General features: G+C 69.1%; 27 protein-coding genes and 1 riboswitch. Of the genes, 17 read left to right on the top strand and 10 right to left on the bottom strand.

Features of this window, described 5'->3' with window-relative positions:
- The first annotated feature begins 14 nt into the window (after nucleotides 1-14).
- Nucleotides 15-1,172 (top strand): molecular chaperone DnaJ, encoded by a 1,158-nt coding sequence (gene dnaJ, locus ABZV40_RS10210; protein WP_355438200.1) that lies wholly within the window; start codon nucleotides 15-17, stop codon nucleotides 1,170-1,172.
- The gene (locus ABZV40_RS10205) at nucleotides 1,169-1,606 is read left to right on the top strand and encodes a helix-turn-helix transcriptional regulator (RefSeq protein WP_355438198.1); all 438 of its coding nucleotides are present in this window, start codon (nucleotides 1,169-1,171) and stop codon (nucleotides 1,604-1,606) included. The genes dnaJ and ABZV40_RS10205 overlap by 4 nt, the downstream gene beginning before the upstream one ends.
- Nucleotides 1,607-1,621: 15 nt before the next feature.
- Here the strand turns inward: ABZV40_RS10205 and ABZV40_RS10200 are convergent, their stop codons facing one another.
- Entirely contained in the window at nucleotides 1,622-2,503 is an 882-nt protein-coding gene (locus ABZV40_RS10200; RefSeq protein ID WP_355438197.1) for an SDR family oxidoreductase, read from the bottom strand.
- Between the two features lie 86 nt (nucleotides 2,504-2,589).
- On the opposite strand from ABZV40_RS10200, the gene ABZV40_RS10195 reads away from it, so the two are divergent.
- Nucleotides 2,590-3,165 (top strand): helix-turn-helix domain-containing protein, encoded by a 576-nt coding sequence (locus tag ABZV40_RS10195; protein WP_355438195.1) that lies wholly within the window; start codon nucleotides 2,590-2,592, stop codon nucleotides 3,163-3,165.
- Here the strand turns inward: ABZV40_RS10195 and glyA are convergent.
- Together glyA and ABZV40_RS10185 are read right to left on the bottom strand one after the other, a co-directional pair.
- The gene (gene glyA / locus ABZV40_RS10190; RefSeq protein WP_355438193.1) at nucleotides 3,148-4,365 is read right to left on the bottom strand and encodes a serine hydroxymethyltransferase; all 1,218 of its coding nucleotides are present in this window, start codon (nucleotides 4,363-4,365) and stop codon (nucleotides 3,148-3,150) included. The genes ABZV40_RS10195 and glyA overlap by 18 nt on opposite strands.
- 13 nt (nucleotides 4,366-4,378) lie before the next feature.
- Nucleotides 4,379-4,463, bottom strand: a riboswitch (ZMP/ZTP riboswitch).
- Between the two features lie 5 nt (nucleotides 4,464-4,468).
- Complete coding sequence (locus ABZV40_RS10185) at nucleotides 4,469-5,572, bottom strand: FAD-binding oxidoreductase (protein ID WP_355438191.1); 1,104 nt, start codon at nucleotides 5,570-5,572, stop codon at nucleotides 4,469-4,471.
- A gap of 456 nt (nucleotides 5,573-6,028) precedes the next feature.
- On the opposite strand from ABZV40_RS10185, the gene ABZV40_RS10180 reads away from it, so the two are divergent.
- A complete protein-coding gene (locus ABZV40_RS10180; protein WP_355438189.1) occupies nucleotides 6,029-6,490 on the top strand; it encodes a pyridoxamine 5'-phosphate oxidase family protein in 462 nt (153 codons plus the stop codon).
- A gap of 185 nt (nucleotides 6,491-6,675) precedes the next feature.
- Nucleotides 6,676-8,235 (top strand): MDR family MFS transporter, encoded by a 1,560-nt coding sequence (locus ABZV40_RS10175; RefSeq protein ID WP_355438187.1) that lies wholly within the window; start codon nucleotides 6,676-6,678, stop codon nucleotides 8,233-8,235.
- On the opposite strand, the gene ABZV40_RS10170 is transcribed toward ABZV40_RS10175, so the two are convergent.
- The gene (locus ABZV40_RS10170; RefSeq protein WP_355438185.1) at nucleotides 8,232-8,615 is read right to left on the bottom strand and encodes a VOC family protein; all 384 of its coding nucleotides are present in this window, start codon (nucleotides 8,613-8,615) and stop codon (nucleotides 8,232-8,234) included. The genes ABZV40_RS10175 and ABZV40_RS10170 overlap by 4 nt on opposite strands.
- Before the next feature lie 147 nt (nucleotides 8,616-8,762).
- Here ABZV40_RS10170 and clpB point away from each other — a divergent pair, with 147 nt between their 5' ends.
- Together clpB and ABZV40_RS10160 are read left to right on the top strand one after the other, a co-directional pair.
- Nucleotides 8,763-11,345: an ATP-dependent chaperone ClpB gene (gene clpB / locus ABZV40_RS10165; RefSeq protein WP_355438183.1), complete on the top strand. Its 2,583-nt coding sequence runs from the start codon at nucleotides 8,763-8,765 to the stop codon at nucleotides 11,343-11,345.
- Nucleotides 11,346-11,383: 38 nt separating this feature from the next.
- On the top strand, nucleotides 11,384-11,824 hold the full coding sequence (locus ABZV40_RS10160) for a hypothetical protein (RefSeq protein ID WP_355438181.1): 441 nt from the start codon (nucleotides 11,384-11,386) through the stop codon (nucleotides 11,822-11,824).
- A gap of 164 nt (nucleotides 11,825-11,988) precedes the next feature.
- Here the strand turns inward: ABZV40_RS10160 and ABZV40_RS10155 are convergent, their stop codons facing one another.
- Nucleotides 11,989-13,152, bottom strand: coding sequence for a cytochrome P450 (locus tag ABZV40_RS10155; RefSeq protein WP_355438179.1), 1,164 nt, complete (start codon nucleotides 13,150-13,152; stop codon nucleotides 11,989-11,991).
- An 89-nt stretch (nucleotides 13,153-13,241) separates the two neighbouring features.
- On the opposite strand from ABZV40_RS10155, the gene ABZV40_RS10150 reads away from it, so the two are divergent.
- The 7 genes from ABZV40_RS10150 (at nucleotide 13,242) to ABZV40_RS10120 (ending at nucleotide 17,962) form a co-directional block, all read left to right on the top strand.
- Nucleotides 13,242-13,976: a hypothetical protein gene (locus ABZV40_RS10150; protein WP_355438178.1), complete on the top strand. Its 735-nt coding sequence runs from the start codon at nucleotides 13,242-13,244 to the stop codon at nucleotides 13,974-13,976.
- A 202-nt stretch (nucleotides 13,977-14,178) separates the two neighbouring features.
- Nucleotides 14,179-14,355 (top strand): peptidase, encoded by a 177-nt coding sequence (locus ABZV40_RS10145; protein WP_355438176.1) that lies wholly within the window; start codon nucleotides 14,179-14,181, stop codon nucleotides 14,353-14,355.
- Nucleotides 14,356-14,405: 50 nt separating this feature from the next.
- Entirely contained in the window at nucleotides 14,406-15,179 is a 774-nt protein-coding gene (locus ABZV40_RS10140; protein ID WP_355438174.1) for an SDR family oxidoreductase, read from the top strand.
- A 37-nt stretch (nucleotides 15,180-15,216) separates the two neighbouring features.
- Nucleotides 15,217-15,771, top strand: coding sequence for an orotate phosphoribosyltransferase (gene pyrE / locus ABZV40_RS10135; RefSeq protein ID WP_355438336.1), 555 nt, complete (start codon nucleotides 15,217-15,219; stop codon nucleotides 15,769-15,771).
- A gap of 62 nt (nucleotides 15,772-15,833) precedes the next feature.
- Nucleotides 15,834-16,202, top strand: coding sequence for a DUF2784 domain-containing protein (locus ABZV40_RS10130; protein ID WP_355438172.1), 369 nt, complete (start codon nucleotides 15,834-15,836; stop codon nucleotides 16,200-16,202).
- Nucleotides 16,162-16,839, top strand: coding sequence for a TrmH family RNA methyltransferase (locus ABZV40_RS10125; RefSeq protein WP_355438170.1), 678 nt, complete (start codon nucleotides 16,162-16,164; stop codon nucleotides 16,837-16,839). Before ABZV40_RS10130 ends, ABZV40_RS10125 begins: the two co-directional genes overlap by 41 nt.
- A 25-nt stretch (nucleotides 16,840-16,864) precedes the next feature.
- Nucleotides 16,865-17,962, top strand: coding sequence for a glycoside hydrolase family 76 protein (locus tag ABZV40_RS10120; RefSeq protein WP_355438168.1), 1,098 nt, complete (start codon nucleotides 16,865-16,867; stop codon nucleotides 17,960-17,962).
- Here the strand turns inward: ABZV40_RS10120 and ABZV40_RS10115 are convergent.
- Nucleotides 17,952-18,683 carry a TIM barrel protein gene (locus ABZV40_RS10115; RefSeq protein ID WP_355438166.1) on the bottom strand — a complete coding sequence of 244 codons (732 nt, stop codon included), beginning with the start codon at nucleotides 18,681-18,683 and terminating at the stop codon, nucleotides 17,952-17,954. The two genes, ABZV40_RS10120 and ABZV40_RS10115, sit on opposite strands and share 11 nt — an antisense overlap.
- Complete coding sequence (locus ABZV40_RS10110) at nucleotides 18,677-19,651, bottom strand: LacI family DNA-binding transcriptional regulator (RefSeq protein WP_355438164.1); 975 nt, start codon at nucleotides 19,649-19,651, stop codon at nucleotides 18,677-18,679. Before ABZV40_RS10110 ends, ABZV40_RS10115 begins: the two co-directional genes overlap by 7 nt.
- A gap of 33 nt (nucleotides 19,652-19,684) precedes the next feature.
- On the opposite strand from ABZV40_RS10110, the gene ABZV40_RS10105 reads away from it, so the two are divergent.
- Nucleotides 19,685-20,530: a PfkB family carbohydrate kinase gene (locus ABZV40_RS10105; protein WP_355438162.1), complete on the top strand. Its 846-nt coding sequence runs from the start codon at nucleotides 19,685-19,687 to the stop codon at nucleotides 20,528-20,530.
- Nucleotides 20,494-21,129 (top strand): nucleoside/nucleotide kinase family protein, encoded by a 636-nt coding sequence (locus ABZV40_RS10100; protein ID WP_355438160.1) that lies wholly within the window; start codon nucleotides 20,494-20,496, stop codon nucleotides 21,127-21,129. Before ABZV40_RS10105 ends, ABZV40_RS10100 begins: the two co-directional genes overlap by 37 nt.
- Here the strand turns inward: ABZV40_RS10100 and ABZV40_RS10095 are convergent.
- Nucleotides 21,097-21,762: a DedA family protein gene (locus ABZV40_RS10095; protein WP_355438158.1), complete on the bottom strand. Its 666-nt coding sequence runs from the start codon at nucleotides 21,760-21,762 to the stop codon at nucleotides 21,097-21,099. The two genes, ABZV40_RS10100 and ABZV40_RS10095, sit on opposite strands and share 33 nt — an antisense overlap.
- Nucleotides 21,763-21,912: 150 nt before the next feature.
- On the opposite strand from ABZV40_RS10095, the gene ABZV40_RS10090 reads away from it, so the two are divergent.
- Nucleotides 21,913-23,295, top strand: coding sequence for an FAD-linked oxidase C-terminal domain-containing protein (locus tag ABZV40_RS10090; protein WP_355438156.1), 1,383 nt, complete (start codon nucleotides 21,913-21,915; stop codon nucleotides 23,293-23,295).
- On the opposite strand, the gene ABZV40_RS10085 is transcribed toward ABZV40_RS10090, so the two are convergent.
- Both ABZV40_RS10085 and ABZV40_RS10080 read right to left on the bottom strand, forming a co-directional pair.
- Nucleotides 23,292-24,719, bottom strand: a complete 1,428-nt coding sequence (locus ABZV40_RS10085; protein ID WP_355438154.1) for an amidohydrolase family protein — start codon at nucleotides 24,717-24,719, stop codon at nucleotides 23,292-23,294. The genes ABZV40_RS10090 and ABZV40_RS10085 overlap by 4 nt on opposite strands.
- Before the next feature lie 67 nt (nucleotides 24,720-24,786).
- Complete coding sequence (locus ABZV40_RS10080; RefSeq protein WP_355438334.1) at nucleotides 24,787-25,458, bottom strand: VTT domain-containing protein; 672 nt, start codon at nucleotides 25,456-25,458, stop codon at nucleotides 24,787-24,789.
- Nucleotides 25,459-25,512: the final 54 nt, after the last annotated feature.

Genomic DNA, 25,512 nt, shown 5'->3' with positions numbered 1-25,512 from the left:
GGAGGAGACGTCCGGTGAGTGCTAGGGACTGGATCGAAAAGGACTTCTACCGCGAGCTGGGCGTCTCCTCCGAGGCGTCGGCGGACGAGATCAAGAAGTCGTACCGCAAGCTCGCCCGCGAGCTGCACCCCGACGCCAACCCCGGGGACGCCAAGGCCGAGGCCCGCTTCAAGGCGGTCTCCGAGGCCTACGGCGTGCTGTCGGACCCGGCCAAGCGCAAGCAGTACGACGAGGCCCGTCGCCTGTTCGCGGGCGGCGGCGGCTTCCCCGGCGGGTTCGGCGGCGGTGGCGGGTTCGACGTCAACGACCTGTTCGGCCGCGCGGCCCAGGGCACCGGTGGCGGCGGCCTCGGCGACCTGCTGGGTGGCCTGTTCAACCGGCGCGGTGGTGGCACGGCTTCCGCGACGCGCCCGCGTCGCGGCGAGGACGTCGAGACCGACGTCCGCATCGACTTCACCGAGGCGGTGAAGGGCGCGACGGTGCCGCTGCGCCTGTCGTCCCCCGCCGCCTGCACGACGTGCGGTGGTTCCGGTGCCAAGCCGGGCACCGTGCCGCACACCTGCGCGACCTGTTCCGGTTCGGGTCTGGTCACCCGCTCGCAGGGCGCTTTCGCGTTCAGCGAGCCGTGCCGCGACTGCCGCGGGACCGGCCGGATCATCGACGACCCGTGCCCCGAGTGCGGTGGCGACGGCGTCAGCACCCGCACCCGCACGCTGACCGTGCGGATCCCGTCGGGCGTCGACGACGGCCAGCGGATCCGCCTCGCCGGACAGGGAGAACCGGGCCGCAACGGCGGACCGTCCGGCGACCTGTTCGTGCGCGTGCACGTCAACCCGCACAGCGTGTTCGGCCGTCAGGGCAACGACCTGACGCTGACCGCGCCCATGACGTTCCCCGAGCTGGCGCTCGGCACCACGTTGACCGTGCCCACGCTGGACGGCAAGGTGACCTTGAAGGTGCCTGCCGGTACCGCCTCCGGGCGCGTGCTGCGGGCTCGGGGCAAGGGGATCACGAAGCGGGACGGCACCGCGGGCGATCTCCTCATCACCCTGGAGGTCGCGGTGCCGAACAACCTGTCGGCCGAGGCCCGCAAGGCCCTTGAGGCGTACGCCGACGTCACGAAGGACCACGACCCGCGTGGTGATCTGAACGCACTTCTCGAAGGACGGTGAGTTCCGTGAGTTTTCCGTTCCCTCCCGGAACTGACGAGGACACGCCGTTCTTCGTGATCTCGGTGGCCGCGCAGCTCTCCGGTCTGCACGCCCAGACGCTGCGGTCCTACGACCGGATGGGCCTGGTGTCACCGGGCCGCACGTCGGGTGGCGGCCGCCGTTACTCGATGCGTGACATCGTGCTGCTGCGCGAGGTTCAGCGCCTCTCCCAGGAGGAGGGTGTGAACCTCGCCGGGATCAAGCGGATCATCGAGCTGGAGAACCAGGTCGACGCGCTGCGGTCGCGGATCACCGAGCTTCAGCAGGAGCTCGCGCAGGCGTGGGCGGCAGCCGACTCCACGGCCGCCGCCGTGCACGCGTCCTACCGGCGAGACCTCGTGCCGATCAGGCAGGAGACCGCGCTCGTCGTGTGGAAGCCCAAGCCCAGAAAGTAAGGCACCGCAAGCAGTTCACGCGAAGTAGAACCCGGCCTCCAGATCGTCCAGGAGGCCGGGTTCCTTCGGTTCCCAGCCCAGCAACGCCTTCGTGCGGGCACCGGACGTCGGGGCGTCAATCGAGACCATGTTCGCGAGCGGCCCGAAGTGCTCCGCCGGGACGCTCTCGACCGGCACGTCCAACTTCCGCCCGATGGCCTCGGCGATCTCCTTCAGGGTCACGGCTTCCTCGGCCACCGCGTGCAGCACCGACCCGGCGGGCGCCTTCTCCGCGGCGAGCCGGTAGAGCCGCGCCACGTCCAGCGTGTGTGCGGCCGACCAGCTGTTCGTGCCGTCGCCGGGGTAGCCGGACACACCGGTGGCGCGGGCGGTCCTGACGAGGAACGGGATGAAGCCCGCCGTGTCCAGTTCACTGTGGACGGTCGGCGGCAGCACGGCGACCGCGCCGCGCAGGCCCTCGGCGTCGATGATCAGGTTGCGGGCAGTGCCGCGGCTGTGGTCGTCCGGGACCCGCTCGTCCTCGGTGGCGGTGCGGCCCAGGCCCGAGTACGACAGCGTGCCGCCCGTGCCGATGAGCGGCTTGCCGGTGCCGGACAGCTCGTCGATGAACGCGCGGACGACCGCGATGTCAGCGGCGGACGCGCCGGTGTAGTCGCCCGCGAACATCTCCTCGTGCTTGAACGCCAGGTGGATCACCGCGTCCGCCTCGGCCGCGCCCTTGCGCAACCCGTCGAGGTCGTCGAGGTCGCCGCGCTGGACGGCCGCGCCCTGGGCTTCGAGCTTGGCCGCGGAGGCGTCCGAGCGGGCCAGTCCGACGACCGAGTGGCCGTGCCGAAGAAGTTCCGGAACCAGTGCGGAGCCGATGTGTCCGCTGGCACCCGTGACGAAGACCTTCATGAGCTGCACTTCCTCAAGTGATGGGACTTAGTCTCATCAACGGTAGCAGAGTGATGGGACTAAGTCGCATCACTTAGAATGAGGGTATGGGTCGATGGGAGCCGGACGCGCGGGAGCGGTTGGTGCGCGCCGCACTCGACCTGTTCTGCGAGCAGGGGTACGAGAACACCTCGGTCGCGCAGATCGCCGAACGCGCGGGCCTCACGAAGAGCACGTACTTCCGGCACTTCCGGGACAAGCGCGAGGTGTTGTTCGGCGGTCAGGACCAACTGCTCGAGCTGCTCACCAGCGGGATCATCGGCGCACCCCCGTCCGTCGGCCCGCTGGCCGCGGTGGAGGCGGCGCTCGTGGCGATCGCGGTCACGTTCACGGAAGAGCGCCTGGCGAACGCGCCGCGACGGCAGGCGGTGATCGCCGGCACCGACGAGCTGCGCGAACGGGACGCGTTGAAGATGGCCGGGTTCGCCCGTGCGATGAAGGACGCGCTGCGGCAACGCGGTGTGTCCGAGCTCGACGCGGACGTTGCCGCCGAGCTCGGTGTGCTGGCCGTCCGGCGCGGTTTCGACCGGTGGCTGGAGGACGGCGGGGACTTCGCGGAAGTCGCCCGCCGTGCACTCGAGGAGGTCCGGGTCGCGGCCGCGGAGCTACAGGGCGCCGAGTAGCTCCTCGACCTCGGCGGCGATGCGCTCCAGGGCCTGGTCGTTGTCGTGCGCGGCGATCGCGCGGTCGATCCAGTTCGCGATCAACGGCATCTGCTCGGGCTTCAGGCCGCGGGTGGTGATCCCGGCGGTGCCCAGCCGGATGCCGGACGGGTCGAACGGCTTGCGCGTGTCGAACGGGACCGCGTTGTAGTTCAGCTCGATGCCGGCCTTGTCCAGGGCCCGTGCCGCCGGCTTGCCGCCGATGAGCTTCGAGGTCAGGTCCACCAGGATCAGGTGGTTGTCCGTGCCGCCGGACACCAGGTCGAAGCCGCGGTCCAGCAACGCGTCCGCCAGCGCGCGAGCGTTCGCGACGACCGTGTGCGCGTACTCCCGGAACTCCGGCTGCGCGGCCTCGTGCAGTGCGACGGCGATGGCGGCGGTGGTGTGGTCGTGCGGACCGCCCTGCAGGCCCGGGAACACGGCGCGGTCGATCGCCTTCGCGTGCTCGGCGTCGCAGAGGATCATGGCGCCGCGCGGGCCGCGCAACGTCTTGTGCGTGGTCGTGGTGATCACCGGGGCGTGGCCGACCGGGGACGGGTGCGCGCCACCGGCCACGAGTCCGGCGATGTGCGCGATGTCGGCGACCAGGACGGCGCCGACCTCGTCGGCGATCTGCGCGAACGACGGGAAGTCGATCGTGCGGGGGATCGCGGTGCCGCCGCAGAAGATGACCTTCGGGCGTTCGGCCAGTGCGAGCGAGCGGACCTCGTCCAGGTCGACGACACCGGTGTCCTTGCGGACCTCGTACTGCACCGCGTGGAACCACTTGCCGGTGGCGGACACGCTCCAGCCGTGGGTCAGGTGGCCGCCCATCGGCAGCGACATGCCCATCACGGTGTCACCCGGCTGCAGGAACGCGAGGTACACGGCCAGGTTCGCCGGTGCGCCGGACAGCGGCTGGACGTTGGCGTGGTCGACGCCGAACAGCGCCTTGGCCCGGTCGATCGCCAGTTGTTCGATCTGGTCGACGACCTGCTGGCCCTCGTAGTACCGCTTGCCGGGGTAGCCCTCGGAGTACTTGTTGGTCAGCACCGAGCCTGTTGCTTCAAGCACGGCGGCCGACACGTCGTTCTCGGAGGCGATCATGCGCAGCTTGCCGGCCTGACGACGTTGTTCAGCCTGGATGAGGGTGGCGATCTCGGGATCGACTTCGTGCAGCACGGCATCACTCCGTGCCGGGCACCCAGGCGTTCGGTGCGCTCGGCCGTCGCTTCCCGGTGGTCAGTTCCACCCTCGGCACGCCAGTCGCTTCGACGTGCCGAGTCTAGTCCAGCGTGAACGGGTCGTACTTGATCCGGTCCAGCGGCGTTCCGGCGACGAGCATGCGCGACACGGTCGACCTGATCATGGCCGGGCTGCCGCAGACCAGGACGTCCCGCTCCTCCCACGCGCCGTAGCGGGTGACCACGTCGGCGAGGCTGCCCTGCTCGACGCCTCGGACGCCGGGGTCGGACTCCAGCACCGGCACGACCGTGAGCCACGGGTTCGTGGTCGCGATGCGCTGCAGGTTGTCCAGGTCGTAGAGGTCCTCGCGGGTCCGACCGCCGTAGAACAGGTGCACGCGCGGGTTCTCGCCGTACTGCGCCATCTCGTCGATGATCGCGTGCATCGGCGCCACGCCGGTGCCGCCGGCGACCATGAGGATGTCCGACCCGGCCGTGCGGTCGACCGACAGACGTCCCATGGGCGGTCCGATCCGCCACGTGTCACCGGCCTGCGTGTGGCCGACCACCGAGCGCGACACCCAGCCGCCGTCGACGGACCGGATGTGGAACTCGATGACGCCGTCCTCGCGCGGGGCGTTCGCCGGCGAGTAGTACCGCCACAGGCGCTTGCGCTGCGGCGTCTCCACGCTGACGTACTGCCCGGCCTTGTAGTTGACCGGGTGGTCGGGCTGCAGCCGCACGACCGCCAGGTCCCACGAGACGCGCTGGTGCTCCAGCACGGTGGCGTGCCAGTAGGCGGGCCCGTTGTCGGCGTCGGCGGCCTCCTGCATGGCCCGCGCCATCAACGTGTAGGCCTCCGCCCAGGCCATCTCGACCTTCGGCGTCCAGGCAGCGCCCGCGAACTTCTTCACCGCGGACAGCAGCGCCGTGCCGACAGCCTCGTAGTGGACGTTGATGACCCCGAACTTGCGGTGGTCACGCCCGAGCTGGCGGAGGAAGGGGATCAGGTCGTCCGGGCGGTCGACCATCTGCACCACGTGCACGAGAGCGCGCAGCAGGCGACTCCGCTGCACCTCCATGTTCGCGGGGAACATCTCGCGTGTGGCAGGCGAGAGCGAGAAGAGCATGCCGTAGAAGAACTTCGCCACTTCTTCGGCGTGCGGTTCCACCACCGCGAAGCTCTCCCGGATCATGCGCACCATCGCGGTGACGCCAGGCGGGGGCTCTCGGTGTGGCGGGGTAGGGATGGGGCTCAGCACAGCGTTCGCAGTCATGGTCCGCGCGCAGTCTCCACGTTCTCATTGGCGCCAGCAAGGCGCGGTAGTCCTCGTCAAGCATCCGTCCCCCGACAGAGTGGACAGTAACCCCTGATCGGAGGGTTTGACTCCTTGATGCCACCTTCGAGCGAAGTCCGATCACACTCCGTGAGTAGTTGTTACCGCAACCGTGTGAATCTGAGGGTCCGTCTGTACCGACTTGCGTGCTTGCGTGGGAGCGTGTTGCGGGTGTCCCTGCCTGACTTGACTGAAACCACCTCACCCGACCGTGTTGAGCGTCCAGGCTCACGCGGTGAGCACTTCCTCCAATGTGCCTTGGAGACGTCCGCTCGCGCTACACGCTTCTACGCGGACCAGGTACTCGATCATCTGAACCCGGCCATGGCCGAGTTCGTCGGGCGGATGGAGATGGCGTTCATTTCGACCGCCGATGCGGACGGGGAGTGCGACTCGACCCTGCGGGCCGGGCCGGCGGGGTTCATCCGGGTCATCGACTCCCGGACCGTCGCGTACCCCGAGTACCGCGGCAACGGCGTGATGGCGTCCCTCGGCAACATCATGGAGAACCCGCACGTCGGAATGCTGATGGTGGACTTCACCGAGGACCTGATCGGGCTGCACGTGAACGGGCGGGCCCGGATCGTGCCCCGGGAAGAGCTGCCGACCGAGGACCGGAAGGTCGAGCGCTGGGTGGTGGTGGACGTGAAGGAGGCCTACATCCACTGCCGCAAGCACATCCCGCGGATGATCCCGGTCGACCGCGTGCGCGACTGGGGTACGGACGACGTGAAGCGGAAGGGTGGCGACTACTTCGGGGTCAAGGCGGACAAGACCGCCGACTGACCTGCGTTGTCGCGTGGAGGGGCTGCCGGGAGACCTCGCCGGACAGCCCCTCTTCTCGTGTTCGGCTCCCCCTCCAGCGCCGCGCGCGACTCCCCGGTGTGACCTGTCAGCCACCGAATTAGTTGGCAGTGCTAACTATCTCCAGATATAGTTGTATGACATCAACCAACTAACTGGAGGTGTCCTTGAACCGGCCCTCGTCGCATCGGGAGATCCTCGAAGCGCTGTCCGGGATCTGGGTGGCGCTGCTCGTCGCGATCCTCAGCTCCACCATCGTCTCCAACGCTCTCCCGACGATCCTGGCCGAGCTCAAGGGCACCCAGACCCAGTACACGTGGGTCATCACGGCGATGCTGCTGGCCTCCACGGCCAGCACGCCGCTGTGGGGCAAGCTCGCGGACCTCTTCGACAAGAAGAAGCTGCTGCAGACGTCGATCGTGGTCTTCGTGGCCGGCTCGGTCCTGTCGGGGCTCAGCCAGAACATGGAGCAGCTCATCGCGTTCCGGGTGATCCAGGGGCTCGGCATGGGCGGTGTGCAGGCGCTCGGCCAGGTCGTGGTCGGCGCGCTGCTGAGCCCGCGTGAGCGCGGCCGGTACAGCGGTTACACCGGCATGGTGATCTCCGCGGGCACCGTCGGCGGCCCCCTGGTGGGCGGCTTCCTCGTCGACTGGCCGGGGTGGCGCTGGTGCTTCTTCGTCTGCGTGCCGCTGGCGCTGGTGGCGTTGGCCGTGCTGCACAAGACGCTGCACCTGCCGGTCCGCAGGCAGCACGTGAAGATCGACTACCTCGGTGCCACGCTCATCACGGGTGGTGTCAGCCTGGTGCTGATGTGGGTGTCGTTCGCGGGCAAGGACTTCGCCTGGTTCTCCAAGGAGAGCGCGCTGTTCGCAGGTGGTGCGGTGCTCGCGATGATCACCGCCTACTTCGTGGAGCGGCGGGCCAGTTCGCCGGTCATCCCGCTGCACCTGTTCCGGAACCGGACGGTCGTGCTGGCGATGCTCGGTGGCATTGCGGTCGGTACGGCGATGTTCGGCGCGTCGGTGTTCATGGGGCAGTACTTCCAGATCGCGCGTGGGTTCTCGCCCACCAAGGCCGGGATGCTGACGGTGCCGTTGGTGCTGGGGCTGAGCATCTCGTCGACGGTCAGCGGGCAGCTCATCGCCAAGAGCGGCAAGTGGAAGAGCTACCTGGTCTGGGGGGCGTTCTCGCTGGTCGCCGGGCTGGCGTTGCTCGGGACGATCGACCACACCACCAACCTGGTGCTGATGGGCGCGTACCTGTCGCTGGTGGGGGTCGGCGTGGGGCTGACGATGCAGAACCTCGTGCTGGCCGTGCAGAACGGCGTGGGGATGTCGGACCTCGGGGCGGCCAGCTCCACGGCCACGTTCCTCAGGTCGCTGGGCGGGACGGCCGGCGTCTCGGTGCTGGGTGCGGTGCTGGCCGCCCACGTCAGCACGAAGACGCTCGACCGCGGTTCCCTCTCCCCGGTCGTGCGGGCCTCCTACGGCGACTCGATGGGCGAGTTGTTCCTGATCGCCGCCGGGCTCGCGGTGTTCACGGTGATCGCGGTGCTGTTGATCAAGGAGCAGCCGCTGCGGGACTCCGTGGATGTCACTCCAACGGGTTCTGGTGCACAGACGGTCGCCACTGAGCTTGATCCACCTGTGGATACTGAACAGCGGATTGTGGACAACTCCGGATCTGCTGTGGACAAGCTGTTGGTACGAGTGGGTGACGGCAACTAGGACGTTGCCGCACGTTCGGCTGCGCTGCGTTCCACGCAGAACTCGTTGCCCTCGGGGTCGTGCAGGGTGACCCAGCCGGTGCCGTCAGGCCTGCGGTGGTCCTCGTAGATCGTGGCGCCGAGGCCGAGCAGGCGTTCCACCTCCTCGTCGCGGGTCGCGTCGGACGGCTGCAGGCAGATGTGCACGCGGTTCTTCACGGTCTTGCTCTCGGGGACCTCGATGAAGAGGTACTGGATGCCGCTCGGCAGCTTGACCATGCACTCCGGGTCGCCCGGGTTGTCGTCGGGGTGGACCGGCAGGCCGAGGACCTGACTCCACCACGTGGCCTGCTCGTAGGCGTTGCGGGCGTCGACGGTGACGTTGTGGACCGTTGAAGTCATGGCGCTGATCTTCGTTCATCTCCCACCTGCGGCCGCAGGATTTTCGCGACGGCCGTCACGTTCTCGTAGTTGAGCGGAACAGACTCAACTTTTCTGACGTTGTGCAGGATGATGGTCCATGCTGGAAGCTGACCACGAGGTGGAGGAATGGACGCTTTCAACCCGACGACGAAGACGCAGCAGGCGGTTTCGGCTGCGGTGCAGGCCGCCACGCTCAACGGGAACCCGGACGTGGGAACCGTGCACCTGCTCAGCGCACTGCTGGCGCAGACGGACGGGTTGACCGCGCCGTTGCTCTCCGCGGTGGGCGCCGACCCGGCCCAGGTCCGCAAGGAGCTCGAGCAGCTCTCCCGCGGGCTGCCCAGCGCTTCGGGCAGCACGGTTTCCGCCCCGCAACTCTCGCGCGACGCCGTGCGGGTGCTCGGCAAGGCGCAGGAACTCGCCACCGAGATGGGTGACGAGTACGTGTCCACCGAGCACCTGCTCGTCGGGCTCGCGCAGCACGGCGGTCAGGTGGCCGACCTGCTGCGCCGGCACGGTGCGACGCCGGACGCGTTGAAGGACGCGTTCGAGAAGGTGCGCGGGTCGGCGCGGGTCACGTCCCCCGATCCCGAGGGCACCTACAAGGCGCTGGAGAAGTACGGCGTCGACCTGACCGAACGTGCCCGCAAGGGCGAGCTCGACCCGGTGATCGGCCGTGACGCCGAGATCCGCCGGGTCGTGCAGGTGCTGTCGCGGCGCACCAAGAACAACCCGGTGCTGATCGGCGAGCCCGGCGTCGGCAAGACGGCGATCGTCGAGGGCCTGGCGCAGCGCGTGGTGGCCGGTGACGTGCCGGAGTCGTTGCGCGGCAAGCGGGTTGTCAGCCTGGACCTGGGCTCGATGGTCGCGGGCGCCAAGTACCGCGGTGAGTTCGAGGAGCGGCTCAAGGCCGTGCTGAAGGAGATCACCGACTCGGCCGGCCAGGTCATCACGTTCATCGACGAGCTGCACACGATCGTCGGCGCCGGTGCGACCGGCGAGTCGGCGATGGACGCCGGCAACATGATCAAGCCGATGCTGGCCCGCGGCGAGCTGCGGATGGTCGGTGCCACGACGCTGGACGAGTACCGCGAGCACATCGAGAAGGACGCCGCCCTGGAACGCCGCTTCCAGCAGGTGCTGGTCGGCGAGCCGTCGGTGGAGGACACGGTCGGCATCCTGCGCGGACTGAAGGAGCGCTACGAGGTGCACCACGGCGTGCGCATCACGGACGCCGCCCTCGTCGCCGCCGCCACGCTGTCGGACCGCTACATCACCGCGCGCTTCCTGCCGGACAAGGCGATCGACCTCGTCGACGAGGCCGCGTCCCGGCTGCGCATGGAGATCGACTCGCGGCCCGTCGAGATCGACACCGTCGAACGCGCCGTGCGGCGGTTGGAGATCGAGGAGATGGCGCTGTCCAAGGAGTCCGACGCGGCTTCGCTGGAACGGCTCTCCGCGTTGCGCGCCGAGCTGGCCGAGAAGCGCGAGGAGCTGTCCGCGCTGACCGCCAGGTGGCAGAACGAGAAGGGCTCAATCGACCGCGTGCGCGGCCTGAAGGAGCAGCTGGAGTCGTTGCGCGGCGAGTCGGAACGAGCCGAGCGCGACGGCGACCTCGGCCGTGCGGCCGAGTTGCGCTACGGCCGGATTCCCGCGCTGGAGAAGGAACTCGCCGCGGCCTCGGAGTCCACTCAGGACACCGCGATGCTCAAGGAGGAGGTCGGCCCGGACGACGTGGCCGACGTCGTCTCGGCGTGGACCGGCATCCCCGCCGGCCGCCTGCTGGAGGGCGAGACCGCGAAGCTGCTGCGCATGGAGGACGAACTCGGCCGCCGAGTCGTCGGCCAGGCGGAGGCCGTGCGCGTCGTGTCGGACGCCGTCCGGCGCACCCGAGCCGGCGTCGCCGACCCGGACCGCCCGACCGGTTCGTTCCTGTTCCTCGGCCCCACCGGCGTCGGCAAGACCGAGCTGGCCAAGGCACTGGCGGCGTTCCTGTTCGACGACGAGCGGGCGATGATCCGCATCGACATGAGCGAGTACTCCGAGAAGCACTCGGTGGCCCGCCTGGTCGGCGCGCCTCCCGGTTACGTCGGCTACGACCAGGGCGGCCAGCTGACCGAGTCGGTCCGCCGCCGCCCGTACTCCGTGGTGCTGCTGGACGAGGTCGAGAAGGCGCACCCGGACGTGTTCGACGTGCTGCTGCAGGTGCTCGACGACGGCCGCCTGACCGACGGCCAGGGCCGGACCGTGGACTTCCGCAACACGATCCTGGTGCTCACCTCGAACCTGGGCTCCACCGCGATCGCGAACCCGTCGCTGTCCGAGGTCGAACGGCGCGACGCCGTGATGGCCGTGGTGCAGCGCCACTTCAAGCCGGAGTTCCTGAACCGGCTCGACGACGTCGTGGTGTTCCACGCCCTCGCCACCGAGGAACTGACGTCCATTGTGGACATCCAGGTCGCCCGCCTGGCGGACCGGCTGGCCGCCCGCCGGCTGACGCTGGACGTGACGCCCGCGGCGCGCGACTGGTTGGCGCTGAACGGTTTCGACCCGGTGTACGGGGCGCGGCCGTTGCGGCGGCTGGTGCAGTCGGCGATCGGCGACCAGCTGGCGAAGGAGCTGCTGGCCGGTGAGGTGCGGGACGGCGACAAGGTGCGGGTCGACGTGATGGACGACCAGTCCGGGCTGATCGTGGGCCGCGGAGTCTGATCCGGATTTCCCCACAGGGCGCGGTAAGTTCGGGCCCCGTGGGGAAATTTCGCTATGTGCGGTACCAGGCGGTGGAGCCGACGTCCCGGGGCACCTCCGCCGGTGTCTTCGGCCTGGTGAACGGTCTGCGGAGGGCCGGTCGGCTCACCGAGGAGCAGGAATCGTTCTGTCGCACGACCGGTGACTGGTACAACGCGGCGTACACCGACCCGTCGACGGTTGATCCGGCCATCTACGACCGCACGATCAACCCCGGCGCCGCCGCGTGGTTCAAGGCCGGGGCGACGCACCTGCTGGGGCGGATATCTCCGCAAGTGTTGATCTTTATGAAGGGATCCTTCATCCACCCCGGATTCAGGAAGGGTCCCTTCATCGACAACGCTCGCCGCGTGGGCGCGCTCCCATCGGGCGGGCTGGACGACTTTGCCGGGGCCCTGCACCTCAGGTGCATGAAGGTTGCCTTTATAAAGATCAACTAGGGCTGATGCGCCTCGGAGTACCTGTTCGCCGTGTGTCGAACCACGCTCCCGTCCGCAGGAGGTCGAGAGATCTGTTGGCAGCAGGAAAGTTCCTGTTGATGTTGAGTTGGTGGTACTTGCAGACGCCATCAGAGTCGGCGCCGACTTCGATACAGGCCCTTAGGTCACCAGGCCACCGGTAGCGAGACCAGCGCACGCACGTTGGTCTCCAGCCGGTACGTCAGCTCCGACTCGTCCACCGCGAGCCGCAACGACGGGAACCGCTTCAACACCGCCAACAGCGCGATCCGCAGCTCCAGCTTCGCGAGCTGCGCGCCCAGGCAGTGGTGCGGTCCGAACCCCATCGCGAGCGGCGCCGCACCCGAACGCCCGAGATCCAGCCGGTCGGGATCCGGGAACACCGCGGGATCCCGGTTGGCGGCGGAGATGATCGGCAGCACCGCGGCACCCGCCTCCAGCCGCACCCCGTCCAGCTCCACCGCCTCGGTGGTGACCCGAGGCAAGGCCGCCGCCATCAGCCGCGAGAACCGCAGCAGCTCGTCGACGGCGGTGCCGATCAACGCCGGGTCGTCGGCCAGCCGCCGCATCTCCGCCGGATGCCGCAGCAGGGTCAGCAGCGAGTTGCCCAGCTGGTTGACGGTCGTGTCGTGCCCGGCCGCGAGCAGCAGCTGCAGGTTGGCGAGCAGTTCGGCGGACGTCAGGTGGCCGCCCTCGTCGTGCGCCAGGACCAGCGCGGTGATCAGCCGGGAGTCCGGCCGCAGGCGCTTTTCCTCGACCAGGTCCGCGAGGTAGCCCTGCACGTCGTTCTCCGCCTCGCGCAACTCCGCGGGCGTCAGCCGGGACGTCATCAGGCGGGCGGTCCACCGGCGGATGTCGGGCGCGTCGGAGCAGGGCACTCCGAGCAGCTCGCAGATCACCATGGTCGGCAGCGGCACGCACAGGCCCGCCACCAGGTCCCGTGGCCGGGCGTCGAGGAGTGCGTCGACGATCGCCTGGACGCGCGGCTCCAGCAACGCGACCATGCGCGGACTGAACGCCGAGGCCACGAGTCTGCGGGTGCGGGCGTGCTCGGCGCCCTCCATCGAGGTGAGCACCAGCGGGTTCGCACCGGACGGGACCGTGACCGGGCCGCCGGGGCGGGTGGCTTCGGCACGGCTGAAGCGCGGGTCGGTGAGGACTCGCCTGCAGGCGGCGTAGGACAGCGCCAGCCAGATCGGGGCCGGGCCCGTGGTGGCGGGCACCACCGGACCGTGCGAGGCGAGGAGTTCCTGGGCTTCCGGTTCGCCGTCGAACGAGCGCGGTGTGGTGAACGGGAACGTGGCGGACATGTCCCCAACCACGTCGAAACGGCTCGCCCAGTTCGCGACGCGGGGGAAGTGATCTTCGTTCCGCGGGCCGGACCCACTAGGCTTCCACTGTGGGCATACCGGCGTGGGTCTGGTTCACCGTCGCCGCGGTGGCGGGCGTGGCGGGGTTCGCCCTGCTCGCGACCGACCGGGCGCAACGAACCGCGCGTAATCGTGAACGGCGCCGTTGGGCTGCCCTGCGCGGCTGGCAGTTCGAGGAGACAGACCACGTGCTGCCGACGCGGTGGGAGGCGGGAGCCATCGCGTACTACGGCACCGGGCTCGCCCGTGACGTGGTCGCGGGCTCGACCTTCACCGCGGACGGCCGCAGGCAGGTCTACGTGCTCGACCACGAGACCGGGGGCAAGGTCAACTCGGTGCTGGTCGGCGTGCGCTGCCGGCGAGCGCTGTCGGTGGTGATCGAGCTCTGGTTGTCGACGGTTCCGTTCCAGCGCGACAACGACAAGATGCCGATGCCGGACCTGCTCGGGCCGGTCGGCTCGCGCTACGCCTTCGTCACCGACGTGCCGACCGCCCGGAAGATCATCACGCCCGACCTGATCGACGCCGCCGAGGAGATCGGGGGCGACGTCACGGTCGTCTGGATGGAGAACGACTGGGTGCTGGCCGCCGCGCCGCCGAACTCGTCGCCCGCGCGGCTGGAGCGGCTGCTGCGCGACATCGGTGAGCTGGCGGACGTCATCGACCCGTTCGACCCGGACCCCTCCGAGCGGGAGGAGCCGGTGGCGGAGGACGACGACGGCGGCGAGGTCTACCGGCCGTCGTTCGGGCGGAAGCAGCCGTAACCGAGGGTTCCTCGTAACACTGAGTGAACCGGTCGCACCGGCGCTACGGTGCGTCGATCGGCTATAGCCAGTGGTATTCCGCACCGTCCTCGAAGTGGTGTGATCCACGTCACACTTCACTCTGTGTAAAACATTCGAGGGTGATTCAGATACTCCGTGCGTAAGACGTCGTGTCCCCGAACCCCCCTCGGAAGGAATCACGATGTACGGAGGAAATGTTGTCACGCCCGTAGCTGTGGCGGGTACGGCGTCCACCGCGACGCTGGCCTACACGGGTGCGTCGGTCGGCTGGTTGCTGTTCGGCGGAGTCGCCCTGGTCGTTTCGGGCCTCGCACTGCGCCTGTTCGTTCTTCGTCGGCCGACGAAGAACGGAGCGTGATCATCGGCGCGCTTCCGACCCCGGCCTAGGTCCGACTACCGTGCGGTGGCATGCCAACCGCACTGGTGACCGGATCAACCGTCGGGATCGGGGCCGCCTTCGCTCGCCGGCTCGCCGCCGAGGGATATGACCTCGTACTGGTCGCGCGCACCGCGTCCGCGCTCGACGAGCTCGCACGTCAGCTGCACGACCGGCACGGCGTCCACGTGGACGTGCTGCCCGCCGACCTCAGCGACCACGGCGACCGCGCCAAGGTCGAGGCGCGGCTGGCCGAGTCGCCCGTCGACCTGCTGGTCAACAACGCCGGCTTCGCCAGCACCGGCGAGTTCTTCGCCGCGGACGTCGAGAAGCTGCAGGCCCAGCTGGACGTCAACGTCGCCACGGTGCTGCGCCTGTGCCGGGCCGCGATCCCCGGCATGATGGCGCGCGGCAAGGGCGACGTGATCAACGTGTCCAGCGTCGCGAGCTTCCTGCCCGGCCGCGGCACCAGCTACAGCGCGGACAAGGCGTGGGTGACGTCGTTCTCCGAGGGCATGTCCCTCGCGGTCGCGCACTCGGGCGTGCGGATCATGGCGCTGTGCCCCGGTTTCGTGAAGACCGAGTTCCACAAGCGGGCCGGCATCGACATGTCCAAGACGCCGGACTGGCTGTACGTCGACGCCGACCGGCTGGTGCACGACGCGCTGAGCGACCTGCGCCGCGGCAAGGTGCTGTCGATCCCCGGCGCCCAGTACAAGGCGATCGTGAGCCTCACGAAGGTGCTGCCGCGTGCCCTGGTGCGCAAGATGGCGTCCCGGTTCGCGGGCGGGCGTGGGCGCACCTGAGCCGGGTGTGCGAAGCTTGCGACCTGTGCGAACTGAAGTGGTCTTGGACGCGAACGCGAAGTCGGAACTCGCTCGTCTGGTGAGCGAATTGGCCGTCGTGCACGGCAAGGTGACCCTCTCCAGCGGCAAGGAAGCCGACTACTACGTCGATCTCCGCCGCGCGACGCTGCACCACGCGGCGGCCCCGTTGATCGGCAAGCTGCTGCGGCAGCTCACGAGCGACTGGGACTTCGTCGCGGTCGGCGGTCTCACGCTCGGTGCCGACCCGGTCGCCTACGCGATGATGCACTCGGCCGCGATCGACGGTGACGTGCTCGACGCCTTCGTCGTGCGCAAGGCCAGCAAGACCCACGGCATGCAGCGGCAGATCGAGGGCATCGACGTGCGCGGCCAGCGGGTGCTCGCGGTCGAGGACACCTCCACCACGGGTGGTTCGGTCCTCACGGCCGTGACGGCGCTGCGGGAGCACGGTGCCGAGGTCGTCGGTGTCGCCACGGTGGTCGACCGCGGTACGGGCGCCAAGGAGGCCATCGAGGCAGAGGGGCTGCCGTACCGGTACCTGCTGGACCTCAACGACCTCGGGCTCGGCTGACCGGGTTTTATCAAGCGCGCTTCGAGTCACCCCGTCCTAGTCTGGAGGACGGGGTGGTGCGAATGGCCAGGTTCCTAGCCGAAGCGGTCATGGTGCTGCACTTCGCCGTGCTGGCGTTCCTGCTCCTGGGCGGGTTCGTCGCCTGGCGGTGGCGCGGCGTGATCTACCCGCACCTGGCGATCGGTGCGTGGGCGATCCTCAGCCTGCTGGTGCCGGTGACGTGCCCGCTGACGACCGCGGAGGAGTTCTTCCGCGCGCGGGCCGGGATGCCGTCGCTGGGCACCGGGTTCATCGACCACTACATCGACGGCGTCTGGTACCCGGAGAGCGCGTCGACGCTGGTGCAGCTGGTGCTGGGGTCGATCGTGATCTTCTCGTGGATCGGCTTCTATGCTGGCCACCGTGCTGCTCGAAGGCTTTCACGCTGTTAAGCACGCGTTGCGCTTCGGCGCCGACGTGCATCCGTTGATCACGACGGACCTCAGCGCCGCGGTCGGCCTCGCGCAGACGCACGCGCCGGACCTCGTCGAGAGGTTCAGGGCCGCCACCGAGGTCGACCAGAACCACTTCAAGCTCCGTGTCGGCCGCACGCATCCGACCGGCGTGGCCGGGTTCGCGGAGAAGCCCGACCTGCCGTTCGACCGCAACGCGCCGATCGTCTTGCTCGACAACCCGCGCAACCTCGGCAACTTCGGTGCCGCGATCCGCGTGGCGGCCGGGCTCGACGCGGGTGGCGTGATCTCCACCGGCGACGTGGACCCGTGGCACCCCAACGTGCTGCGCGGATCGGCCGGCCTGCACTTCGCCCTCCCGGTCGCGAAAGCCGACGGCCTCGACTTCGACGGCGAGCTGATCGCGTTCGACGCGGACGGCGATCTGCTGACCGGGCAGATCCCCGACAACGCCGTGCTGGCGTTCGGTTCGGAACGCCACGGGCTGTCGGCGGAGGTCCGCGCGAAGGCCACCAGGGTCGTCCGGCTGCCGATGCGCGAGAAGGTCAGCAGCTACAACCTGACCACTTCCGTGGCCATGGGGCTGTACCACTGGGCGATTCACCGCGCTTCTTGATCGGTCAAGCACTCACCATGGCCCAGTGGTGATCGCGAAACTGCTGGCGGCGCGCGCGGGCGTCGCGGAGCGCGCGGTGTACTCCAGGCACCTTCGGCGGGTGTGGGGTGTGCCGGGCACGCTGCTCGGGGCGCGCGCTTGGCCCCCGTTGTTGCGGGACAAGCTGCACACGAGCTTCAACTACTGGTGGCAGGCGCACCTGCTGGACTGCATGATCGACGGCTACCTGCGCTCGCCCAGCGAGCTGCGCAAGGCGGCGATCACCAAGGTCGTGCGGGGCATCCGGGTGCGCAACGTCCTGGGGTGGACCAACGACTTCTACGACGACATCGCGTGGCTCGGTCTTGCCCTGCAGCGGGCCGAAAAGGACGTCGGTGTCGCGAAACCGAAGGCGCTCACCGCGATCGCGGAGCGGTTGCGGGACGGGTGGACCGACCACGCCGGCGGCGGCATCTGGTGGAAGCGCGACGACGACTTCAAGAACGTGCCCGCCAACGGTCCGGCCGCGATCTTCCTGGCCCGGCAGAACGAACGCACCGATCTCGCCCGCGCCCGGTCCATCGTGGACTGGATCGAGGACCACCTCGTGGATCCCGGAAACGGTCTCGCGTGGGACGGTCTGCACGTCCACCCCAACGGCGAGATCCGCGAGTACGAGAAGAACATCTACACGTACTGCCAAGGAGTTCTGATCGGCGCGTGCGTCGAGCTGGCCAGGCACGGGCAGCAGGACAAGTGGCTCGACAGGGCCGCCCGCACGATCACCGCGGTGCACGACGACCTGGCCACCAACGGCGTGATCAAGGGGCAGGGCGGTGGCGACGGCGGGCTGTTCGCGGGCATCCTCACCCGCTACCTCGCGCAGGCCGTGCTGGCGATCCCCGAGCTCGACCCGGAACGCCACGAGACCGCGGACCTGGCCAGGGAGCTCGTGATCCAGTCGGCGGAGTCGGCGTGGCTCAACCGCGCGATGGCGGTCAGCGGGCCGTTGTTCGGTCCGGAGTGGACGGTTCCGGCGGACGAGCGCGAGGGCCGCGACCTGTCCGTCCAGCTCGGCGGCTGGATGTGCCTGGAGGCCGCCGCCCTGCTTGAACGGCACGGCGTCGACGCGCCTACCCCTTGAGATAGCTCAACAAGGCCTTCGCGTCCTCGCGGAACTGTTCCGGCGAGTCGTCGAGCACGAACTCCAGCAGCACGTTGCGGTCGATGCCGTCCCGCGCCAGCTCCGTCAGCACCGGCTTCCACAGGTCGCGGCGCGCGGCGAGCGGCAACCGGTCCTGGTACCCACCCGGCCCCCACGAGAAGACGTGCGCGGTCACCGGTTCCAGCGTCCGCACCTCGTGCACGGCGGAGAACACGTCCTGGCCGCCGCGCGGCTGCCAGTACGGCACCACGCCGTCGACCTCGTCGAGCAGCTGGACTGCGGACTCCAGCGTGTCCGTGAGCGTGTTGCGGTGGTACTCCAACGCGATCCGCGTGCCCATCGCGTCGGCGTGCTCGACGGCGTGCCGCAACGCCTCGACCACCGGCCCGCGGTCGGGGCACTCGGCCGACCCGGACGTGCCGGCCCAGACCCGCACCAGCGGCGCGTCCAGCTCGGCCGCGGTCTCCAGGATCGCCGCCAGCTCGGACCGATCGGTGACACCCGCGCGGTAGTAGGACCCGTACGCGGCGACCTTCAACCCGGTGTCCAGCGCACGCCGTGCCGCCGCGAAGTCACCGGGCGGCACGTGCACGTCGCCGCCCCACTCCACGGCCTGCAGCCCGCACTCCGTCGCCAGGTCCCCGATCTCGGGGACCGTCAGCTGCCGGAACGTCACCGAGACGAGGCCGGGGATCAGCATCCGCAGGACTGCCGGTGCATCAGCGAGGGCGCGAGCCGGATGGTCTCCGGCGGCCGCTCGGGTTCGGCGATGCGGGAGAGCAGGAGCTTCACCGCGGTCCTGCCGATCTCCTCGACCGGCTGGGCCAGCGTGGTGAGCGGCGGGTCGATCAACGTCGCCCACTCGACCTCGTCGTAGGCGACGACGGCCAGGTCCGTGCCGAGCTTCAGGCCGCGGGCGCGCATCTCGTGCAGCATGCCGACCGTGACCAGGTGATCGGCCGCCACGACCGCGGTCGCCGGGTCGTCCTGGTCGAGCAGCGGCGCGAGCCAGCCGCTCTGCGACACCATCGCCTCGTCCCACTTCAGCCCCGCGCGGCCGAGACCGAGCCGGTAGCCGAGGATGCGCTCCTCGGTCGTCGCCACGCCCGCCTTGCCGCAGACGATGCCGATCCTGCGGTGCCCCAGTTCCGCGAGGTGCTTCACCAGACCCGAGGTGGCCTGGACGTTCTCCGGCCCGACCTGGTCGATGTCCTTGGCCACGGTCAGCCGGTCCACCAGCACGGTGGGGATGCTGAGTCTCTTGAGCTCGGGCAGCACGAGGCTGCCGCCGCCCGCCGACGGTGTCAGCAGCAGTCCGTCGACCCGTCTCGAGCGCAGCATCCTGACCGCGGTCTGCTCGGATTCGGGGGTGTCCCGCGTGTCGATCAGCACGAGCGAGTAGCCGTTGCGAGTCGCCTCGGACTCGATGGCGGCGATCAGCTCGGCGAAGTACGGGTGGGAGACCAGCGACACCGCGAGGCCCAGCGACTTCGTGCCGCCCATGACCAGCGATCTCGCGATGGCGTCGCCCGTGTACCCAGTTTCGTCGATCGCCTTCTGCACGCGCTCACGCGTGTCCTCCGCGACCGGCCTGGTCTCGTTGATCACGTGTGACACCGTGGTGATGGAGACCCCCGCGAGAGCCGCGACATCCCGCATGGTGACCATGGCCGGGACCTTACCCGTTTGGAGGAAGCCCAGATGGCAGCCGTGCTGTGTGTCGGGCTCACAACTCTCGACGTGACTCAACGGGTGGACGCCTTCCCGGAACCCGGCCAGAAGATCCGCTCGCTCGACGCGCAGCTCTCACCCGGCGGGCCGGCGGCCAACGCGGCCCGTGCCGTTGCGGCACTCGGGGGGAAATCGTCACTGCTCACCGCGTTGGGTGCCGACGCACTGGGTGAATTCGTGCGGGCGTCCTTGGACCCGGTGCAAGTGACGGCCGTGGCCGCGACGACGCCCGTGAGCATGGTCGTCGTCAGAACCGCAGATGGGGAGCGCACGGTCGTTTCCCGCAACGCGTCGGTGCCCGTCACGGCGCCCGACTTGTCCGGTCTGCTGGCGGCCGCGGACGTCGTGCTCTTGGACGGACATCATGACGGCCTGGTGATTCCCGTCGCCCGACAGGCGAAAGCTCTCGGATTGCCTGTGGTGCTCGACGCCGGTAGCTGGAAACCTGTCCTCGATCACCTGTTGCCGCTGGTGGACGTGGTTGCCTGCAGTTCGGGTTTCGAGCGGTCCGAGGCCGAGGTGCACTCGTACGGAGTGCCGCTGGTCATTCGCACGCACGGTGCGGAGCCGGTGACCTGGTCGCGGAACGGCTCGTCCGGCGAGGTGCCCGTGCCGGTGGTGGAGGTGAAGGACACGAACGGTGCCGGTGACGTCTGGCACGGCGCGTACGCCTACGCGCTGGCGTCAGGAGCGGATCCGGTGGCCGCCATCGGCTTCGCGTCGGAGGCGGCGGCCGTGCGGGTCGGTGCGGTCGGGGACTGGGTTGAGAGGCTGGCACGGTGGCAGGACAGCAGGTCAGGTTCGAGGAGCTGCTAGAGCGGGCCCGAGCGCTCACCGATCTGGGCGAGCGCAAGATCCTCGGGATCGGCGGGGCACCCGGCTCCGGCAAGTCGACACTCGCGCGCCGGCTCGTCGAGGCGCTCGACGGCCAGGCGGTGCTCGTCGAGATGGACGGCTTCCACCTCGCCCAGAGCGAGCTGGAACGGTTGCGGCTGGTCGAGCGCAAGGGCGCGCCGGACACGTTCGACATCCCGGGCTACGTCGACCTGCTCGGCCGGATCAAGGCGTGCGGGCCGGACCTGATCTACGCGCCGGAGTTCCGCCGCGAGATCGAGGAACCGATCGCGTGCGCGGTGCCGGTGCACCCGGACGTCCCGCTGGTCGTGACCGAGGGCAACTACCTGCTGCTCAACTACGACAAGTGGAAGCGCGTCCGGATCATCCTGGACGAGGCGTGGTTCCTGCACATCGACGAGGACGTGCGCGTGCAACGGCTGATCGACCGCCATCTGCGGTACGGCCGCACCCTGTCGGAGGCTCAGGAACGGGTGCTCCACGGCACGGACCACGTCAACGCGCTGATGGTCAACTCGTCGAAGAGCTCAGCGGACCTGCTGATCACTGAGGTGCTCTAGGTCGGCGTCGTCGTCGATCGGCTTGCGCATCTCCTGCCGGTAGCGCCAGAGGCCCCACCCGGTGCCGCCGAGGAAGAACGCGATGCTGACGATCACCGCGGCGGTCTCCAGCCACGGCAGCTCCTGCAGGATGCCCGCGCCGTAGTAGCCGGCGAGCACCAGCGTCGGCACCCACGCGACGGCTCCGATGGTGGTGGCGAGCGTGAAGCGGCGGAGGTCCATCCGCGCGGCACCGGCGATCATCGGCGCCAGCGTGCGGATCCACGGGATCCAGCGGGCCAGCACGACGGCCCAGAACCCGCGCCGGTCGAGGAAGTCGCCCGCGCGTTTGAGGTTGTGCCGGTTCAGCACCTTGCCGCCCTTGCGGGCGAGCACGCGGGTGCCGGTACCCCTGCCGATGAAGTACCCGACCTGGTTGCCGACGACGGCGACGATCAGGGCCACACCCGACAGAGCCCACGCCGACAGCTCGCTGTTGTGCTGCGCCAGCACCACGCCGGCGGCGAACAGCAGCGAGTCACCGGGCAGGAAGAGCCCGAAGATGAAAGCGCACTCGAAGAAGATGAAGCTCAGCACGATGAGCCACACGGCCACCGGACCGGCTGTCTCCAGCGAGGCGAAAGCATGCGCCACGGTGAACCAGCCTACGTCGTGCCCGCGCGGCGGCACGGCGACATCGGTCTAACGGGATGACTAAATCTGGATTGAGCACACTCGGTCACCACGTGAACTCCCTTCCGTCGAGCTCACCTTCGAGTGAACCAGTCGAATCGGACTAGCGTGGTGAGCATGGAGACGTTGCTCGCGGAACTGCGCACCGCACTGGGTGACTCCGGTGTGCTGACCGACGCTGATGTCACGGCGAGTTACCAGCGCGACATGATGCCGTTGGCGCCGCACGGCAGCCCGTTGGCGGTGGTGTTCCCGCTCAACACCGAGCAGGTGCAGGCGGTCGTGCGCGCCTGCGCCCGGCACCGCGTCCCCATCGTCCCTCGTGGAGCGGGCAGCGGCCTTTCCGGTGCGGCGAACGCCATCGACGGCTGCGTCGTCCTCGTCACGACCAAGATGGACGCCATCGTCGAGATCGACGCCGACAACCGCCTGGCCGTCGTCGAGCCCGGTGTGGTCAACCTCGACCTGCGCGGGGCCGTCGAGAAGAACGGCCTGTTCTACCCGCCGGACCCGAGCAGCTACGACTGGTGCACGATCGGCGGCAACCTCTCCACCAACGCCGGCGGCCTGTGCTGCGTGAAGTACGGCGTGACCACCGACTCGGTGCTGGGTCTGGAGGTGGTGCTGGCCGACGGCGAGGTGCTGCGGACCGGTCGCCGCACGGTCAAGGGCGTCGCGGGCTACGACCTGACGAAGCTCTTCATCGGTTCGGAGGGCACCCTGGGCGTGATCACCAAGGCCACGCTCGCGCTGAAGCCCCTTCCGCAGGCTCCCGCCACGCTGGTGGCCGCGTTCAGCAGCACCGCCACCGCCGGTGCCGCGGTCAGCCGGATCGTCCGCGAGGGTCTGGTGCCGTCGTTGATGGAGATCATGGACCGCACCTCGATCGAGGCCGTGGAGCAGTACCTGCGGACCGAGCTCGGTGCCGGCCCCGGCTGTGCGGCGCTGCTGATCTGCCAGTCCGACGCGGGCGGCGAGCAGGCACGCCACGAACTGCAGCAGATCGAGGCCATCTGCTCGGAAGCCGATCTCGTCTACGCCACGCACGACATCAACGAGGGCCGCGACCTGCTGACCGCGCGCCGGGCCGTGCTGACCGCGTTGGAGGTCTACGGCTCGTGGCTCACCGACGACGTGTGCGTGCCCCGCACCCGCATCGCCGAGCTGATCCAGGGCTGTGAGGACATCTCGAAGGAGATCGGCCTCAAGATCGCCGTCGTGGGCCACGCGGGCGACGGCAACATGCACCCGACCATCGTCTACAACCCCGCGTCCGAGGACGAGTTCGCCCGCGCGCAGAAGGCGTTCGACGACATCCTCGCGGTCGGCCTCGCGCTGGGCGGCACGGTCACCGGCGAGCACGGCATCGGCAAGATCAAGCGCGAGTGGCTCGCGAAGGAGATCGGGCCGGTCGGGCTCCGGGTCCACCGCGACATCAAACGTGCGCTGGACCCGGAGAACCTCTTCAACCCCGGCTCGATGTTCAGCCTCTAGCAGCACGACCGGACTGCCGCGCGGAACGGTTCCTGAGCGGCCTTCTCCACGTCCGCGAGCATGCTCTGCCGTTCTGCCGCGCCGAGCACCCGGCCGCGGGTCAGCACGGCGTGGATCCGTTGCGTGTTGCGGATGTCGTTGAGCGGGTTGCCGTCCAGCACGACGAGGTTCGCTTCCGCGCCCGGCGTCAGCGTGCCGTTGCGCGTGCCCGCGCTCAACGCCTCGCGGGGCGACAGGCCTGCCTCGACCAGCAGTTCCAGCTCGTCGTGCACGGAGAAGCCCGGGAACACGTACGGGTTGCCCGCGTCCGTGCCGGCCAGGATCTCCACGCCGTGGTCGTGCATCTCGGCGACCTGGTCCATGCGGCGCTCGAGGAACTCCGCCTGCTCGCGGATCTCCTGCGGCGTGACCGGGGCCCAGTTCCTGAGGTTGTCGCGCCACAGGTCCCGGTAGAACGCCGGCATGTACTTCATCCGGGAGTCGTTCGCGTACCGGTCCGCCGGGCCGGCGTACACCCGCATCGCGACCATCGTCGGGCACAACGCGGAACCGTTGCGCCGCAACCGTTTCGCAAGCTGCACGGCTTTCGGCCGGCTGTGGGACGAGCTGGCCAGGCGTTCGAGCTCCAGCACCTGCTTGAACCACGCGAACGGTTTCGCTGGGTCGAGCGGCAGGTCCGCGATCGCCTGGCGCAGCTCAGGTTCTCGCGTGCTCGTCGCGAGCGGCAGTCCGTACATGTGCTCGAACGTGCGCTGTCCCAGATCGCTGGCATCGCCCATGGCCACGTGGTCCGAGCAGTGCCCGGCGAACGTGATGTCCTGCTGCGAGCACTCGTCCGCGATGGCCGCGAGCGTGGGCCGGTCCAGGTACGAGTAGACCTTCACGAAGTCCGCGCCCTGGGCCTTCGCGTCGCGCACGGCCTGGCGCCCTTCGTCCGGCGTGGCGACGATCTGCGCGCCGGGAAGCGTCGAGTGCGGGCCGTCGATGATCGTGCTGCCGACGACCAGCCGCGGCCCGAACACCTCGCCGCGTTCGATGCGGTCCCGCAGCGCGTAGATCGGCGGGAAGCCCCACATCTCGCGGACCCCTGTCACGCCGTTGACCAGGCACAGCGGCAATGTGATGCGGTCCAGGTACGAGCCGTGCACGTGCATGTCCCACAGGCCTGGGATGACGAACTTGCCCGCGAGGTCGAGCACCGAGCAGCCGCGCGGCAACGGCAGGTCGCACCCGCCGACCGCGAGAACCTCGTCGTCCGCCAGCACGATGGTGGCGTCGCGGCGGACTCCGGAAGCGTCGACGAGCGTGACGCCGCGCAGCGCGGTGAGGCCGGGAGCGGCATCGGCCCGGCCCGGTGGCAGGACTGCTGCCGCACCGAGCCCGGCCAGCCAGCCCAGCACTTCACGTCGAGTGGTGTCGGTCATGCCGATCAACCAACACCGTGACGTTACGTGAGACTCAAATCCTTTCCAGCAGCGCTCATGCCGGTGATCAGCGTTCGACGCGCGGGATGATCTGCGTCGAGTCGTCCTGGAGCTGGACCTCCATGACCTGCGTGATGTCGTCCGCCTCTTCCTCCAGCAGCGACTTCTTCTCCTTGCGCGCCTTGATCACCTCGAAGATGATCGGCACGACCGAGACCAGCACGATCGCGATCAGCGTGATCTCGAGGTTCTTGCGGATGAACTCGACCTGGCCGAGGAAGTAGCCCAGCACGGTCAGGCCCGCCGCCCAGGCCACACCGCCGATCGCGGAATAGGTGAAGTACCTCTTCGGGTCCATGCGTCCGACACCGGCCATGGCGGTGATGAACGTGCGGACGATCGGCACGAACCGTGCGAGGACGATGGCGCGCGGACCGTACTTGTCGAAGAACTCCTGCGTCTTGTCGACGTACTCCTTCTTGAAGATCTTCGACTCCGGCTTGTTGAACAGCGCCGGACCCGCCTTGCGGCCGATGTAGTAGCCGCAGACGTTGCCGACGAACGCGCACACCGTCAGCAGCGCGCAGACGAGCCAGAGCGGGGTCGAGATGTGGCCCGCCGCGACGAAGAGACCCGCCGTGAACAGCAGCGAGTCACCCGGCAGGAAGAACCCGACCAGCAGCCCGCACTCGGCGAAGATGATCAGGCAGAGCCCGACGAGCATCCACGGGCCGAGCATCGTCAGCAGTTTTTCGGGGTCCAGCCAGTCTGGGCCCAATGCAATCGTCACGGC

It is taken from the genome of Lentzea sp. NPDC004782 (assembly GCF_040609115.1).
In the GTDB taxonomy this organism is placed as follows: Bacteria; Actinomycetota; Actinomycetes; order Mycobacteriales; family Pseudonocardiaceae; genus Lentzea.
The sequence above is the reverse complement of the archived record's forward strand: the minus strand, read 5'-3'. Positions and strand labels throughout refer to the sequence as shown.